Source organism: Serratia sp. SSNIH1 (assembly GCF_002935055.1).
GTDB lineage: Bacteria > Pseudomonadota > Gammaproteobacteria > Enterobacterales > Enterobacteriaceae > Serratia > Serratia nevei.
Genome location: NZ_CP026383.1, coordinates 14,079 through 31,148 on the forward strand (window position 1 = coordinate 14,079; position 17,070 = coordinate 31,148).

Here is a 17,070-nt window from a genome sequence, read left to right on the forward strand (position 1 = left end):
GAGACATGGATGAAAAATAATAACTTCAGGCTTTCAGCAGCGGGCAAACTGGCCGCAGCGCTGGCGATTATTCTCGCCGCTTCCGCCGGCGCCTATGCCGCGGAGATCGTGGCGGCCAACGGCGCCAACGGCCCCGGCGTTTCCACCGCCGCCACCGGCGCGCAGGTGGTCGACATCGTCGCGCCAAACGGCAGCGGGCTGTCGCACAACCAGTATCAGGACTTCAACGTCAACCAGCCCGGCGCGGTGCTGAACAACTCCCGCGAGGCGGGGCTGTCGCAGCTGGCCGGCCAACTGGGCGCCAACCCCAATCTGGGCGGGCGCGAAGCCAGCGTCATCCTCAACGAAGTGATCGGCCGTAACCCTTCTCTGCTGCACGGCCAGCAAGAGATCTTCGGCATGGCGGCCGACTACGTGCTGGCCAACCCGAACGGCATCAGCTGTCAGGGCTGCGGGTTCATCAACACCAGCCGCTCCTCGCTGGTGGTCGGCAACCCGCTGGTCGAGAACGGCCTGCTGCAGGGCTACAGCACCCTGGGCAACCGCAATACCCTGAGCCTCAACGGTACCCTGAGCGCCGGCGGCGTGCTGGACCTGATCGCACCGAAGATAGACAGCCGCGGTGACGTGATCGTACAAGACTTCACCCACCGCAACGGCAGCGTGACGCCGGCGGCGATCAACGCCATCAGCGGCCATAACCGCGTGGCGCGCGACGGCAAGGTGCTGGCCAGCGTACAGCCGACCACCGCGCTGGACAGCTACTACCTCGGCAGCATGCAGGCCGGGCGCATCAACATCATCAACACCGCGCAAGGCAGCGGCGTGAAGCTGGCGGGCACGCTGGCCGCCCGCGACGATCTCAAGGTGAAAGCCTACGATATTCGCAGCGAAAGCCGCGTTGACGATGCCAGCAGCAACCGCAACGGCGGCGACAACTACCAGAACTACCGCGGCGGCATCTACGTCAACGACCGCAGCAGCAGCCAGAAGCTGACCCGCACCGAGCTGAAAGGCAAGAACATCAGCCTGGTGGCGGATAACCACGCGCACCTCACCGCCACCGATATTCGCGGCGAAGACATCACGCTGCAGGGCGGCAAGCTGACGCTCGACGGTCAGCAGCTGAAACAGACCCAGGGCCACACCGACGACCGCTGGTTCTACTCCTGGCAATATGACGTCACCCGTGAGCGCGAGCAGCAGCAGCAGGCAGGCAGCACCGTCGCCGCCAGCGGCAGCGCCAAACTCATCAGTACCCGGGAAGACGTGAACCTGTTGGGCACCAACGTCAGCGCCGATCGGGCGCTGAGCGTCAAGGCGGCGCGCGACGTGCACCTCGCCGGGCTGGTAGAGAAGGATAAGTCCACCGAGCGCGGCTATCAGCGCAACCACACTTCCAGCCTGCGCACCGGCAGCTGGAGCAGCAGCGACGAAAGCGAAAGCCTGAAGGCCAGTGAACTGCGCAGCCAGGGGGCGCTGACGCTGGAGGCCGGTAACAACGTCGCGACCCAGGGCGCCAAGCTGCACGCCGGCCGCGATTTGACGGTCAATGCCGGCAACCAAATCCAGATTGGGGTGCAGAAAACCGCCAACGCCAAAGCGGTGCGCGATGACAAAACCTCCTGGGGCGGCATCGGCGGCGGCGACAACAAAAACAACAGCAATCGCCGCGAGGTCAGCCACGCCTCCGAACTGACCAGCGACGGCACCCTGCGCCTGAACGGCCAACAGGGCGTCACCATCACCGGCAGCAAGGCGCGCGGCAAGGAAGGCGGCCTGGTCACCACCACGCAGGGCGGCCTGCGCATCGACAACGCGCTGAGCACCACCGTGGACAAAATCGACGCGCGCACCGGCACAGCCTTCAACATCACCAGCAGTTCGCACAAGGCCGACAACAGCTACCAGAGCAGCACCGCCAGCGAACTGAAGTCTGACACCAACCTGAAGCTGGTCAGCCGTAAGGATACCGACGTCATCGGCAGCCAGGTCACCAGCGGCGGCGAGCTGAGCGTGACGTCGCAAACCGGCAACATCAACGTCAAGGCCGCCGAACAGCAGCAAAAAATCGATGAGCAGAAGACCGCGCTTACCGTCAACGGCTACGCCAAAGAAGCCGGCGACAAGCAATACCGTGCCGGTTTGCGCATCGAACACACCCGCGACAGCGAAAAAACCACCCGCACCGAAAACCGCGCCTCGACCCTCAGCGGCGGCAGCGTGAAGCTCGAGGCCGAGAAGGACGTGACCTTCAGCGGCTCCAAACTGGTCGCCGACAAAGGCGACGCCAGCGTCAGCGGTAACAAGGTCTCGTTCCTGGCGGCCGACGATAAAACCACCTCGAACACCGAGCAGACCAAGATCGGCGGCGGTTTCTACTACACCGGCGGCATCGACAAGCTCGGCAGCGGCGTGGAAGCCGGCTACGAGAACAGCAAAACGCAGGCGCATAGCAGCAAGGCGGTCACCTCCGGCAGCGACGTTAAAGGCAACCTGACTGTCAACGCCCGCGACAAGCTGACCCAGCAAGGCGCGCAGCACAGCGTCGGCGGCACCTACCAAGAGAACGCCGCCGGCGTCGATCATTTGGCCGCTGCCGACACCGCCAGCAGCAGCACCACCAAAACCGACGTCGGCGTGAACATCGGCGCCAACGTCGATTACAGCGCCGTGACCCGTCCGGTCGAGCGCGCGGTCGGCAAGGCGGCCAAGCTGGACGCCACCGGCGTCATCAACGACATCGGCGGCATCGGCGCGCCTAACGTCGGCCTGGATATCGGCGCACAGGGCGGCAGCAGCGAAAAACGCAGCAGCAGCTCGCAGGCGGTGGTCAGCTCGGTGAAAGCCGGCAGCATCGACATCAACGCCACAGGCGAAGTGCGCGATCAGGGCACGCAATATCAGGCGAGCAAAGGCGCGGTCACGCTGACAGCGGACAGCCACCGCAGCGAAGCCGCGACGAACCGCCAGGAAGAGCAGAACCGCGACACCCGCGGCAGCGCCGGCGTACGCGTCTACACCTCCACCGGCAGCGATCTGACCGTGGACGCCAAAGGCGAAGGCGGCACCCAGCGCAGCAACAGCAGCGCCAGCCAGGCGGTGACCGGCTCGATCGACGCGGCCAACGGCATCAACGTTAACGTGAAACAAGACGCGGTCTATCAGGGCACCGCGCTGAACGGCGGCAGCGGTAAAACCACCGTCAACGCCGGCGGCGATATTCGCGTCGATCAGGCCAGCGATAAGCAGAGCGAAAACCACAGCGGTTTTAACGTCAAGGCCTCGGCGAAGGGCGGCTTCACCGCCGACAGCAAAAACTTCGGCGCCGGCTTCGGCGGCGGCACCCGCAGCGGCGAAAACAGCGGCAGCACCGCCCAGGTCGGTAACGTCAGCGGCCAACAGGGCGTGGAGCTGAACGCAGGCCGCGATCTGACGCTTAAAGGCACCGACGTCAAAAGCCAGGGCGACATCACCCTGAGCGCGGGCAACAAGGTCACGCTGCAGGCGGCGGAATCGACCCAAACGCGCAAGGAAAGCCAACTGTCCGGCAATCTCGATCTGGGCGCCGGCAGCAGCGACAGCAAGGAAAAAACCGGCGGCAGCCTCTCCGCCGGCGGCGCGTTCGACATCGCCAAGGTGAATGAGTCCGCGACCGAACGCCAGGGCGCTACGCTCGCCTCAGACGGCAAGGTCACTCTGTCCGCCGGCGGCAAAGGCGATGACGCGCTGCATCTGCAGGGCGCCAAGGTCAGCGGCGGCAGCGCCGCTCTCGAGGCAAAAAACGGCGGCATCCTGCTGGAGTCCGCCAAGAACGAGCAGCATAAGGACAATTGGAGCCTGGGCATTAAAGCCAACGCCAAAGGCGGCCAAACGTTCAACAAGGACGCCGGCGGCAAGGTCGATCCGAACACCGGCAAAGACACCCATACGCTGGGCGCCGGTCTGAAGGTCGGCGTGGAACAGCAGGATAAAACCACCCACGCCAACACCGGCATCACCGCGGGCGATGTGGCGCTCAACAGCGGCAAGGACACCCGCCTCGCCGGGGGGCGCGTCGATGCCGACAGCGTACAGGGCAAGGTGGGCGGCGATCTGCACGTTGAAAGCCGCAAAGACGTCGAGAAAGGCGTGAAGGTGGATGTGGATGCCGGTCTGAGCCACAGCAACGATCCGGGCAGCAGCATCACCTCCAAGCTGTCGAAAGTGGGCACGCCGCGCTACGCCGGTAAGGTGAAAGAGAAACTGGACGCCGGGGTGAACAAAGTGGCCGACGCCACCACCGACAAATACAACAACGTGGCGCGTCGCCTCGATCCGCAGCAGGACACCACCGGCGCGGTCAGCTTCAGCAAAGCCGACGGCAAAGTCACGCTGCCGGAAACGCCGGCCGGCGAAAAACCTCAGGGGCCGCTGTGGGATCGCGGTGCACGCACCGTCGGCGGCGCGGTGAAAGACAGCATCACCGGACCGGCGGGCCGCCAGGGGCAGCTCAAGGTCAATGCCGAGGTGGTGAACAACAACGCGGTCGGCGAGCAATCGGCGATTACCGGTAAGCACGGCGTGGCGCTGCAGGTCGGCGGCCAAACCCAACTCACCGGCGGCGAGATCCGCAGCCAGCAGGGCAAGGTGGAACTGGGCGGCAGCAAGGTCAGCCAACAGGACGTCAGCGGCCAACGCTATCAGGGCGGCGGCCGCGTCGATGTGGCAGCCACGGTAGGCGGCCTGGCCGCCGGTGCGGCGAAACAGGGCGTTGACGGCAACGTGCCGTTCGTCAGCGGCCATGCCTCAACGAAACAGGCGGACGCCAAAGCCGGCGTGTTCAGCGGCAAATAACGCGCCTCTCCTAGGCAATGCCCCCGGTGAAAACCGGGGGCATTTTTTTACAGCGTGCTCGGGGTGTCTTCCCAGTCGCGATCGTCGTCCTTCGCATCCTGATCCAACACGTTGTAAGCCACGGCGCAAAACAGCGAGTTCAGGCGCTTCATGTCCCCCAACAATCCCAAATGCAGCGAGCTGGTCTCGATGCTCTGCACGTTTTGCTGGTGCAGGCGATCGACGTGCGCGTGCGCGTAGCGGCGATCCAGAATGCGGAAGCGGTGCTTGGAACGGCGCAGGCGCTTGGCGCTGGTAACGTCGCCGGACAGGAACACCGACAGCCCCAGACGCAGGTTGCCGATCAGCCGCTCGTGCAGCCCGTCCAGCTCCGCCAGCCCTTCCGTCGAGAAGGCCCGGCGCGCGGCATGCGACTTGGCGCCCACGTCGCCGGCCATGCGTTCGATGATGTCGCCCGCCTGTTCCAGGTTGAGCGCCATTTCGATGATCTCCGCCCAGCGGCGCGAATCTTCCTCGCCCAGATCCTCCTTCTGGAGCTGCGCCAGATACAGCTTGATGGCGGTGTACAGTACGTCGACGTCGTCGTCCAGACGCCGCACCTCTTTATCCACCCCTTGCTTGCCGTGCAGCACTTCGCGCTGCAGGATCATCATGTGTTCCACCACGTCGCCCATCCGCAGCGTTTCGCGCGCCGCGTTGGCCAGCGCCAGCGTCGGCGTGTCCAGCGCGCTGGCGTCCAGATGGCGCGGCCGCATGCGCGGATCGTCGGCCGCCACGTCGAGGATCAGCCGCTCGCACAGCGTGGCCATCGGCCCGGCCAGCGGGATCATCACCAGGCAGCGGATCAGGTTGTAGAACACGTGGAAATAGATCACCAGTTCTTCGCTGCCGCCAGGCAACTGAGCCATCACATCCGCCAGATAGGCGACGAAGGGCAGCACCAGCACGCACCCCACCAGCTTGAACAGCAGGCTGCCGAGCGCTACGCGCCGCCCGGCGGCGTTCTGGCCACTGGCGTTGATCATCGCCAGCAGGCCGCTGCCGAGATTGGCGCCGATCACCAGGCAGAGCGCCACCTTCAGCGAAATCACGCCGGACGCGGTCAGGGTAGCGGTCAGCAGCACCGCCGCCAGGCTGGAATAACTGACGATGGCGAACAGCGCGCCGGTCAGGGCATCCAGCATCACGTCGCCGGTCAGCGACGAGAACAGCACTTTGACCCCGGCCGCCTGGGTGATCGGCGTGGCGGCGGCCACGATCAGCTCCAGCGCCAGCACGATCAGCCCAAGGCCGATCAGGACGCGCCCGATCTGGCCGATCCGCATCTGTTTGCGGCTGAGGAACAGGAAGACGCCGATCAGGATCAGCAGCGGCGACAGCCAGGAAAGATCGAAGGTCAGCACGCGCGCCATCAGCGCGGTGCCGACGTCGGCGCCGAGCATGATCACCAGCGCAGGCGCCAGCCCCACCAGCCCCTGCGCGACGAAAGAGGTCACCAGCAGCGCCGTGGCGTTGCTGCTTTGCACCAGCGCGGTCACGCCGATGCCGGAAACGAACGCCAGCGGCTTTTTCTCAACGCTGTCGCTCAACACGCGCCGCAGATTGGCGCCGTAAACCCGCATGATCCCGGTGCGCACGATGTGGGTGCCCCACACCAACAGCGCCACGGAGGAAAGCAGGTGAAGAAGGGTCAGCACGGAAGATACGCTCCATTAACGCCCGGCCAAAGGAGGCTGATACCCGATGCCTGTCAGGCGGTGCGGACGGACGGAACGGTTCTGTTCGCCTTAGCCGCAGCCGGTAGGCCAAAAGATGACGGGTACAGCGCGCGGTCCCGCCTGCCGGGCGTAGGTCTGGCAGGACAGCGAGCGGGCGGCAGACCGCAGAAGAGAAGGGTTAATGCGGCGGCGGAAAGGCCCCGGCGCCGCGCTGCGAAGTCATGCAACTTCCCGCAATACAACAGGTTCCAAGTGTAGCCCAATTTCCGCGCCGTCGGGCCGCAGGTCGGCCACCGACCGGTTGAGCACGTCAACCAGCAATTCTACACCGCGAACCTGAATCCGATAGCGTACCACATTCCCGAGCAAACTGTGGCCCAGGATCACCCCGCCGATCCCCTGCCCGGCCGGCAACAGGCCGATAGACTCGGGCCGGATCGCCACCTTGCCGGCATAGCTGCGCCCGGTCAGCTGGGCGGCCTGTTCGGCGGTCAGCAGGTTATAGTTGCCGATAAACCCGGCGGCGAAGGCGTCCGCCGGCTGGGTATACAGGGTTTCCGCATCGCCGCTCTGCACGATCTGCCCCTTGTTCATCAGCACGATGCGATCCGACAGGGTCAATGCCTCTTCCTGATCGTGGGTGACGAAGATCGCCGTCAGGTTCAGCTCGCGTTGAATGCGCCGGATCTGCTCGCGCAGGTGTTTGCGGATACGTGCGTCCAGCGCCGACAGCGGTTCGTCGAGCAGCAGCAGCCGCGGGCGGGTGACCAGCGATCGCGCCAGCGCCACGCGCTGACACTGGCCGCCCGACAGCTGATGCGGATAGCGCTTCGCCAGATCGCTCAGCTCCACCAGCGCCAGCACCTCCTGCACCCGCTGGCCGATCTGCCCGGCCGCCAGCTTCTGCATTTTCAGCCCGAAGGCCACGTTGCCTTCCACCGTCATATTGGGAAACAGCGCATAGCTTTGGAACACCATGCCAATGCCGCGTTTTTGCGGCGCCAGCGGCACCAGATCCTGGCCCTGCAGCAAAATGTGCCCGCTGTCGACCGGGGTCAGGCCGGCCAGGCAGCGCAGCAGCGTCGATTTGCCGCAGCCGCTCGGCCCCAGCAGGGTGACGAATTCCCCCTCTTCGGCGGTGAAATCGATATCCTGAAACACCTGGGTCTGGCCATAGTGTTTGTTCAGGCGGGTGACGTTGAGATAAGCCATCGGGTTAACCCTTGTTTTTATTCAGCAGGTTCGCCAGCCAGGTGACGAGCAGCACCACGGCGAAATAGGAGATGACCAGCGCGCTGGTGAAATGCCCGCTGCCGTTGCGCATGTTGAACAGGTAGACCTGCAGCGTTTCATACTGGCTGCCCACCAGCAGGTTGGCGAACACGAACTCGCCGATCAGGAACGAGAACGACAGCAGCACGGCGATCGTTCCGCCCTTGCGCAGGTTCGGCAGCACCACCAGCAGCGCCGCCTGCCAGGTGCTGGCGCCGAGCAGGTGCGCGGCGTCCATCAGATCGCGCAGGTTGATCGCCTGCATGTTGTTGCTGATGGCGCGGTAGATAAACGGCAGCGCGATGGTGAAATAGCAGCCCACCAAAATCCACGGAGTGCCGAGCAGCGGCAGCGGGTCGGCGGCGAACAGCTGCATCAGCCCCACCGCCGACACCACCGGCGGCACGGCGAACGGCAACAGAATCAGCACGTTCATCACCGCGTCCAGCTTGGGAAAGTAGTAAGCGATCACAAACATCGCCGGCAGGATCACCACCACCGACAGCAGCAGTGTGCCGAAGCAGATCAACAGCGAGTGCCACAGCGCCTGCAAAAAGCGCGGGTCGCTCCACAGCGCCGCTAGCCACTTCAGGGTAAAACCGTCCGGCAAAATAGTGGCACCCCACTGGGTGGCCAGCGCATAAATCAGCGTCGCCGCCAGCGGCAACAGCAGGATCAGCAGCAGCAGGCCGGTCACCGTGCGATGGTACAGGCGTTCAGCACGCGACATGAGCATTCTCCATCCGATTATGAGCGCGCATTAAGGTAGCTCCTGCGCAGCATCCATTGGTGGATCACCGTGATAAACGCCATCATCACCACCAGCAGCATCGCCAGCGCGCTGGCCAGGTTCGGATCGAGGGAGATGTCCCCCGCCACCAGCGCCGAGATACGGATCGGGATCACGTTGAAGTTGCCGGTGGTCAGCGCGTAGACCGTAGCGTAGGCGCCCAGCGCGTTAGCCAGCAGAATGACGAAGGTGCCCATCAGCGCCGGCGCCAGCACCGGCAGGCCGATATGCCGCCAGTAGCGCCAGGGGCCGGCGCCGAGCAGCGCCGCCGACTCGCGCCAGTCGGCGCGCAGCGCGTCGAACGCCGGATACAGCAACAGCACCCCCAGCGGGATCTGGAAGTAGGTATACAGCACGATCAGGCCGCTCTTCGAATAGAGGTTGAAACTCTCCATCAGACCGTATTTGCGCAGCAGCAGCGTCAGGCAACCGTTCAGCCCCAGCAGGATGACGAAGGCGAACGCCAGCGGCACCCCGGCGAAGTTGCTGGTCATGTTGGTGAACGACATCACGAAGTCATGAAATCGGGTCTGGCCGAGCTGGCGCAGCGAGTAACTGCCCACTAACGCAATCAGCAAGCCGTAGACGCTCGACCACAGCGAGATCTCCAGCGAGAACTGAAAGGCCTGCAGGTAGAACGGCGAGGTGAGAATATCGACATAGTTGCCCCATCCCCAGCCGCTGCTCTCGCTGAAAAAGCTGTGAACGGCGATCCACACCAGCGGGGCGATCTGAAACGCGCCGAACAGCACGATAAACGGCAACAGGCACAGCGCGGCGATCCATTTGGTTTTGCCGTTCATCGCGCATCCTGCGCCAGCAACGCCCGGCAGCGCGGCTTGTCGTGCGGCGCCTGCAGCAGATCGCAAATCGTGCCGCACAGCTCGGTTTGCTGCGGATCGGCGTCGTCCAGGCTGAAGCCCGTGCCGAACACGAACAGCGGCACCTGGCGCTCCTCCGGCAACACCCCGCCGTGGCTGCGATCGTCGTTCATGCCATGGTCGGCAGTAACCAGCACCTGATAACCGGCGGCCAGCCACTCGGGCAGATAGCGCGACAGCGAACCGTCGGCGCGGCGTGCCGCATTGCGGTACTGCGGCGAAGAGAGGCCGAAGCGGTGCCCGGCGTCGTCGATGTTCATCGGATGGACCAGCAGAAAGTCCGGCTGATGACGCAGGCGCAAGCTTTCGGCGTCGTCGAACAGATGGCTGTCGGGATAGCCGTCGTCGTAATAGAAATGCCCGTGCTGGATCGGCAGCTCAGGCGCGTCGGTATGGCGGTCGCGCGCGGCGTCGAACGGCGTGCGGTTATACAATTCGCTGAACCAGTGGTAAGCGGCGGCGGCGGTGGTCAACCCGGCGGCGCGCGCGTAATGAAACACGCTTTGTTGATGAGAAAGGCGCGAGACGTGGTTGTGCACCACGCCGCTCTCCACCGGCGTGACGCCGGTGAGGATGCATTCATACAGCGGCCGGGAGAGCGAGGGCAGCTCGCTCTCCAGCAGGTACAACCGTCCGCGTCCCGCCGCGCATTCGGCCTGAAGATAGCCCATGGCGTCGTGCGCCACCCGGTAGTTGAGGCCGTCCAGCAGCACGAGGATCGTTTTCATGGTGCGTTAACTCACTGCTGCATAAACATAATGACGTTTTCCTGCCACAGGCGCGGCAGCGCTTTGGCGCTCTGTTCCCAGGCCGCCGGATCGGCGATCGGGTGCGCGTTCTTGTACTGCTCGGCCGGCAGCAGCTTGGCCTTGACGTCGTCCGGCAGCGTCAGATGTTCGGCGCGGATCGGGCGGGCATAGCCGCGCGCCAGGTTGATCTGGCCGGCGTCGGAGAAGATGTATTCGCGCGCCAGCTTGGCGGCGTTCGGGTGCTTGGCGTATTTGTTGATGATGGTGGTGTAGCCGGAGGTGATCGAGCCGTCCGACGGGATCAGCACTTCAAAGCGGGTTTTGTCGATCTGGTCGCGGTAGTTCAGGCCGTTGAAATCCCACACCACGCCGACCTGCACTTCCCCTTTCTCCAGCGATGCGATCACCGGGTTGCTCAGGCTCAGGCGGCCGGCCTTGGCCAGCTTGCCGAAGAATTCCAGGCCCGGCTTGAGGTTCTTCTCGTTGCCGCCCATGGCGTAGGTGGCCGCCAGCACGCCGCTGGCCGCCTGCGACGCGGTGCCGACGTCGCCGATGGTGACCTGATAGCTGCCCTTCAGCAGATCGGCCCAGCTGTGCGGGATATCTTTCACCTGCTGTTTATTGATGATGAAGGCGATGGTGCCGGTGTAAGCCAGCGCCCAGTGGCCGTCTTTGTCTTTCGCCCAGTCCGGCACCTGATCCCAGGTAGAGGGTTTGTACGGCTGCGTTACGCCCTTCTGCACCGCCACCGGGCCGAAGGCCGCGCCGACGTCACCGATGTCCGCCGTAGCGTTGTTCTTTTCCGCATCAAATTTGGCGATCTCCTGTGCGGAGCTCATGTCGGTATCGACATGCTTCAGGCCATATTTGCTCAACAGATCTTGCCAGGTGCCTTTCCAGTTGGCCCAGCTGTCCGGCATGCCGACGCTGTTGACTTCGCCTTCTTTTTTAGCGGCCTGCTCCAGCGCCGCCAGATCGGTATCCGCGGCCCAGCTCATCTGGCTGGATAACACGATGGCACTGGTTAACACAGAAGCGCACAAACGTTTCATAACTGATGCTCCAGGTGGTAGTGTGGGGATGGCTGGACTAGTCCAGCAAGGGCCAAACCAATCTAACGGACGAATGTGATAATTATATGTCAGCTTAAAAAAGCGACAGTTTTATCACCCATTGCAACGGCGAAAACGCGACGCTGGTCTACCTTAAGGGAGGCCAAACGCACTGAAACGGGACACCCGCTGTATGAGTGAAGCACCGACGACCGTGGCGACCATTTGCCAAACGCTGAACGCCCGCATCACCGCAGGCGAGTTCGCCGTGGGCGGCAAGCTGCCCTCCGAACGCGCCCTGAGCGAGCAATTCGCCACCACCCGCATTACCTTGCAGGAGGCGCTCGGTCAGCTGGAGGCGCAGGGCGTCATCTACCGCCAGGTGCGGCGCGGCTGGTTCATCTCGCCACCGCGTCTTATCTACAACCCGCTGCAGCGCAGCCATTTTCACGCCATGGCGCAGCAGCAGGGGCGCGCCGCCCATACCGAGGCGATCGACAGCACGGTAGTCACGCTCGACGCGCCGCTGGCCGGCCGCCTGGCGCTGCCCCCCCGGCGCCGAGGCCTATCGCATTCGCCGGCTGCGCTACATCGACGGGCGCGCGGTGCTGTACTGCGAGCACTACCTCAACCCGGCCTATTTCCCCGGCATTCTGGACGAAGACCTGACCCAGTCGCTGACCGCGCTGTACGCCGCGCGCTACGGCATTCACTACGGGCGGGTGCGTTTCGACATGCTGCCCACCCTGCTGCCGCAGCAGGCCGCCGCCATGCTGAAGGTGACCTACGGCAGCCCGGCGCTGTTCATTACGCGGGTGAACCGCGATCAGCACGACCGGGTGATCGATTGCGATCTGGAGTATTGGCGTTACGATGCGCTGCACATCGACGTGGAAGCGCAGTAAATGACAAGGGCGCATCGCTGCGCCCTTAAAGAGGAAATCAGTCGGCGTCGTAGCCGAGGTTAGGCGCCAGCCACCGTTCGACCTCGCTCACGCTCATCCCTTTACGCACCGCGTAGTCTTCCACCTGATCGCGCTGGATCTGCGCCACCGCGAAGTACTTGCTTTCAGGATGGCTGAAGTACCAGCCGGACACCGCTGCCCCCGGCCACATGGCGAAGGACTCCGTCAGCTCCATGCCGGTGTGGCGGTTGACGTCCAGCAGCTGCCAGATGGTCGCTTTCTCGGTGTGCTCCGGGCAGGCCGGATAACCCGGCGCCGGCCGGATGCCCTGATAGTTTTCGCGGATCAGCTCTTCGTTGCTCAGGCTCTCGTCGGCGGCATAGCCCCAGTGCAGCTTGCGCACCTGCTCATGCAGGTATTCGGCGAAGGCCTCCGCCAAGCGATCCGCCAGCGCCTTAACCATGATTTTGTTGTAATCGTCGTGCTGCGCGTCGAACGCCGCCGCCAACGCGTCCTCCTCCAGCCCGCCGGTCACCGCGAAGGCGCCGAAGTAGTCGGCCTTGCCGCTGCTTTTCGGCGCCACGAAGTCCGCCAGGCAGTAGTTCGGGAAGTCGGTTTTTTCCGTCTGCTGACGCAGATGGCGGCTCACCGCCAGCACCTCGTCACGCCGTTCGTCGCGGTATACTTCCACGTCGTCGCCGACGCGGTTGGCCGGGAACAGGCCGTAAACGCCGCGCGGGTTGAGGCTGCGCTCGGCGGCCAGCCGATCCAGCATCTGATTGGCGTCGTGGAACAGGCGCTTGGCCTCTTCCCCCACCACCTCGTCTTCCAGGATGCGCGGGTATTTGCCCGCCAGCGACCAGGTCATGAAGAACGGCGTCCAGTCGATGTAGTGGCGCAGCGTCTCGATACCGGCCGCCACCGGGAACACGCCGAGCTGCCGCGGCGCCGGCGGCTGATAATCGGCCCAGTCCAGCGCCATGGCGTTGGCGCGTGCCTTCTGCAAATCGACCGGCGGCGTGCGTGGCTTTTTACGCGCATGCTGAATGCGCACCGTTTCATACTCTTTGCGGGTGCGCGCCACAAACTCGTCGCGCTGGGTGGCGGACAGCAGCGCCGACACTACGCCCACGGTGCGCGAGGCGTTTTGCACGTAGGTGGTCGGGCCGCTGTAGTTCTGCTCGATTTTCACCGCGGTGTGCGCCTTGGAGGTGGTGGCGCCGCCGATCAGCAGCGGCAACGTAAAGCCCTGGCGCTCCATTTCTTTCGCCACGTTGACCATCTCGTCGAGCGACGGCGTGATCAGCCCCGACAGGCCGATGATGTCCACGTTCTCCTCACGCGCGGTGCGCAGGATTTTCTCCGTCGGCACCATCACGCCCAGATCGACGATTTCATAGTTGTTGCACTGCAGCACCACGCCGACGATGTTCTTGCCGATGTCATGCACGTCGCCCTTCACCGTCGCCAACAGGATTTTCCCCGCAGAGGTGCCCTGCTGCTTGCTGGCCTCGATGTACGGTTCCAGGTAGGCCACCGCCTGCTTCATCACGCGGGCGGATTTCACCACCTGCGGCAGGAACATCTTGCCCTCGCCGAACAGATCGCCAACCACGTTCATCCCCGCCATCAGCGGCCCTTCGATCACTTCGATCGGGCGTTCGGCCTGCTGCCGCGCTTCTTCGGTGTCCAGCTCGATAAACTCGGTGATGCCCTTCACCAGCGAATATTCCAGCCGTTTTTCTACCGGCCAGCCGCGCCATTCAGCCTGCTGCACCGCCACGTCATTATCTTTGCTGCCGCGGTATTTTTCGGCCAGCTCCAGCAGGCGTTCGGTGCCGTCCTCGCGACGGTTGAGGATCACGTCCTCCACCGCGTCGCGCAGCTCGGCGCTTAAATCGTCATAAATCGCCAGCTGCCCGGCGTTGACGATGCCCATGTCCATGCCGTTGCGAATGGCGTGATACAGGAACACCGCATGGATCGCTTCACGCACCGGATCGTTGCCGCGGAACGAGAACGACACGTTGGACACGCCGCCGGAGATCATCGCGTGCGGCAGGTGGGTTTTGATGTCGGCGCAGGCTTCGATAAAGTCGACGGCGTAGTTGTTGTGCTCTTCAATGCCCGTAGCGACAGCGAAAATGTTCGGGTCGAAAATGATGTCTTCCGGCGGGAAGCCGACGCGTTCGGTCAGAATGTTATAGGCGCGGCGGCAGATCTCGAACTTGCGCTCGCGGGTGTCCGCCTGCCCCACTTCGTCGAACGCCATCACCACCACCGCGGCACCGTAGCGGCGCACCAGTTTGGCGTGGTGGATAAAGGCTTCCTCACCCTCCTTCATCGAGATCGAGTTGACGATGCCCTTGCCCTGAATGCACTTCAGGCCTTTCTCGATAACGGACCACTTGGAGGAGTCGATCATGATCGGCACCCGGGCGATATCCGGCTCGCCGGCAATCAGGTTAAGGAAGCGCACCATCGCCGCTTCGGCGTCGAGCATCCCCTCGTCCATGTTGATGTCGATGATCTGCGCGCCGCTCTCGACCTGCTGGCGCGCCACGTCGAGCGCCTCGCTGTATTTCTCTTCTTTGATCAGGCGTTTGAATCGCGCCGAACCGGTGACGTTGGTGCGCTCGCCGACGTTGACGAACAGGGTGTTGGCATCGATGGTCAGCGGCTCCAGGCCCGCCAGGCGGCAGGCGACCGGGATCTCCGGCAGCCGGCGCGGCGGCACGCCCTCGACCGCGTTGGCCATCGCGGCGATATGTTCCGGCGTGGTGCCGCAGCAGCCGCCGATGATATTGAGGAAGCCGGCCTGCGCCCACTCCCCGACCTGGCGCGCCATCTCGGCCGCATCCAGATCGTACTCGCCGAAGGCGTTCGGCAAACCGGCGTTCGGGTGCGCGGTGACGTAGGTCTCCGAGATGCGCGCCAGCTCGGCGACGTACTGACGCAGTTCGTCCGGGCCCAGAGCGCAGTTCAGGCCGAAAGTCAGCGGCTTGACGTGGCGCAGCGAATTGTAAAACGCTTCGGTGGTCTGGCCGGACAAAGTACGGCCGGAGGCGTCGGTGATGGTGCCGGAAATCATGATCGGCAGTTCCACCCCCAACGCTTCGAATTCGGTTTCCACTGCAAAAGCGGCGGCCTTGGCATTCAGGGTGTCGAAGATGGTTTCGATCATGATCAGATCGACGCCGCCCTCCACCAGCGCGCGGGTCGATTCGCGGTAAGCCGCCACCAGCTCATCGAACGAAATGTTGCGGAACGCCGGATCGTTGACGTTCGGCGAGATGGACGCAGTGCGGTTGGTCGGCCCCAGCACCCCGGCGACGTAGCGCGGTTTTTCCGGCGTGCGCGCCGTCCATTCGTCGGCGCAGGCGCGCGCCAGGCAGGCGGCCTGATAGTTAATCTCGGCGGACAGCGACTCCATGTGGTAATCGGCCATGGCGATGGAGGTGGAGTTGAAGGTATTGGTCTCAAGGATATCGGCGCCCGCCTCAAGATAGGCGTAATGAATGGCGGTGATCACTTCCGGCTTGGTCAGCACCAGCAGATCGTTGTTGCCTTTCAGATCGCTGCGCCAGTCGGCGAAACGCTCACCGCGGAAATCACGCTCGTCCAGACGGTAGCTCTGGATCATGGTGCCCATGCCGCCGTCCAACACCAAAATGCGCTGCGCTAACTGGCGGCGCAGTTGTTCTACTCGATTCGTCACTGTAACCCCTTCCATTGCCATCCAGCCCATTGCTCAACTGCCGCAAAAACCAACGAGTCATCCTAGCACAGCTTGTCGGGACAAAGGGCCAGGCGACAATTGAGAGTTTTTCAGGTTGTGCGCCAACACCTCCGATGAGCTGGCGGCGACTTGCAATTCATCGACAAAAAACGAAAATGAATTCCATCATACGGAAAAAGGAATCTCACCCATGGCCACCCCTGCTCCCGCCAAACGCGGCAAGAAGCCCCGCGCAGCAGCCCCGGCCGCCAGTGCGGCGACCGGCCAGGTACAATCGTTGACCCGTGGCCTGAAGCTGTTGGAATACATTTCGGAAGCTCAGGGCAACGTGGCGCTGACCGATCTGGCGCAGCAGGCCGGCCTGCCGAATTCCACCACTCACCGCCTGCTCACCACCATGCAGCAGCAGGGATTCGTGCGCCAGGTCGGCGATCTCGGCCTGTGGACCATCGGCTCGCACGCCTTTGTGGTCGGCAGCAGCTTCCTGCAAAGCCGCAACCTGCTGGCGATGGTGCATCCGACGCTGCGCCGCCTGATGGAAGAGTCCGGCGAAACCGTCAACCTGGCGGTGCTGGATACCAGCGAGTACCAGGCGATCATCATCGATCAGGTGCAGTGTACGGCGCTGATGCGCATGTCGGCGCCGATCGGCGGTAAACTGCCGATGCACGCCTCCGGCGCCGGCAAGGCGTTCCTCGCCACCCTGCCGGACGATCAGGTGACCAAATTGCTGCACAAAAAAGGCATGCATACCTACACGCCGCACACCCTGACGCCGCACAACCTGAAAGAGGGGCTGGCGCAGATCCGCAAACAGGGCTTCTCCTTTGACGACGAAGAGCACGCGCTCGGCCTGCGCTGCGTGGCTGCCTGTATCTTCGACGAGCACCGCGAAGCCTTCGCCGCCATCTCCATCTCCGGCCCGGTGTCGCGCATCACCGACGATCGCGTGATCGAACTGGGAGCGCTGGTGATCCACGCGGCGAAAGAAATCAGCCTGGCCTACGGCGGCGTGCGCTGATCCCCCCCTCCGAGGGCGCCCCTGCGCGCCCTCTCTCTCGATTCCTTGCTCTGTTGTCAGCATGTAACAGGCTATCGGCATCCTGTTTAGCACACGGGAAAAAAGCT

Annotated in this window: 9 protein-coding genes and 1 pseudogene; 3 read left to right on the top strand and 7 right to left on the bottom strand. The window is 63.8% G+C overall.

Translation table 11 applies throughout. From position 1 onward, the window contains the following. Positions 1-9: 9 nt before the first annotated feature. Positions 10-4,836 (top strand): hemagglutinin repeat-containing protein, encoded by a 4,827-nt coding sequence (locus C3F38_RS00055; RefSeq protein ID WP_055317471.1) that lies wholly within the window; start codon positions 10-12, stop codon positions 4,834-4,836. Positions 4,837-4,883: 47 nt separating this feature from the next. On the opposite strand, the gene C3F38_RS00060 is transcribed toward C3F38_RS00055, so the two are convergent. The 6 genes from C3F38_RS00060 to C3F38_RS00085 all read right to left on the bottom strand — a co-directional run bounded on the left by C3F38_RS00060 (position 4,884) and on the right by C3F38_RS00085 (position 11,298). After that, positions 4,884-6,533 carry a Na/Pi cotransporter family protein gene (locus tag C3F38_RS00060; RefSeq protein ID WP_055317472.1) on the bottom strand — a complete coding sequence of 550 codons (1,650 nt, stop codon included), beginning with the start codon at positions 6,531-6,533 and terminating at the stop codon, positions 4,884-4,886. Positions 6,534-6,773: 240 nt separating this feature from the next. Continuing rightward, a complete protein-coding gene (locus C3F38_RS00065) occupies positions 6,774-7,766 on the bottom strand; it encodes an ABC transporter ATP-binding protein (RefSeq protein ID WP_038874358.1) in 993 nt (330 codons plus the stop codon). Positions 7,767-7,770: 4 nt separating this feature from the next. After that, entirely contained in the window at positions 7,771-8,556 is a 786-nt protein-coding gene (locus C3F38_RS00070) for an ABC transporter permease (RefSeq protein ID WP_038874360.1), read from the bottom strand. Positions 8,557-8,573: 17 nt separating this feature from the next. Further along, positions 8,574-9,419 carry an ABC transporter permease subunit gene (locus tag C3F38_RS00075; RefSeq protein ID WP_039569690.1) on the bottom strand — a complete coding sequence of 282 codons (846 nt, stop codon included), beginning with the start codon at positions 9,417-9,419 and terminating at the stop codon, positions 8,574-8,576. After that, positions 9,416-10,225 carry an alkaline phosphatase family protein gene (locus C3F38_RS00080; RefSeq protein ID WP_038874364.1) on the bottom strand — a complete coding sequence of 270 codons (810 nt, stop codon included), beginning with the start codon at positions 10,223-10,225 and terminating at the stop codon, positions 9,416-9,418. Before C3F38_RS00080 ends, C3F38_RS00075 begins: the two co-directional genes overlap by 4 nt. An 11-nt stretch (positions 10,226-10,236) precedes the next feature. Further along, the gene (locus tag C3F38_RS00085) at positions 10,237-11,298 is read right to left on the bottom strand and encodes an ABC transporter substrate-binding protein (RefSeq protein ID WP_004936660.1); all 1,062 of its coding nucleotides are present in this window, start codon (positions 11,296-11,298) and stop codon (positions 10,237-10,239) included. 193 nt (positions 11,299-11,491) lie between these two features. Here C3F38_RS00085 and C3F38_RS00090 point away from each other — a divergent pair. Continuing rightward, a pseudogene (locus tag C3F38_RS00090) lies at positions 11,492-12,203 on the top strand (UTRA domain-containing protein). 37 nt (positions 12,204-12,240) lie between these two features. Here the strand turns inward: C3F38_RS00090 and metH are convergent. Continuing rightward, positions 12,241-15,936, bottom strand: a complete 3,696-nt coding sequence (metH, locus tag C3F38_RS00095) for a methionine synthase (protein WP_094300724.1) — start codon at positions 15,934-15,936, stop codon at positions 12,241-12,243. A gap of 196 nt (positions 15,937-16,132) precedes the next feature. Here metH and iclR point away from each other — a divergent pair, with 196 nt between their 5' ends. Continuing rightward, the gene (gene iclR / locus C3F38_RS00100; protein WP_004936648.1) at positions 16,133-16,963 is read left to right on the top strand and encodes a glyoxylate bypass operon transcriptional repressor IclR; all 831 of its coding nucleotides are present in this window, start codon (positions 16,133-16,135) and stop codon (positions 16,961-16,963) included. Positions 16,964-17,070: the final 107 nt, after the last annotated feature.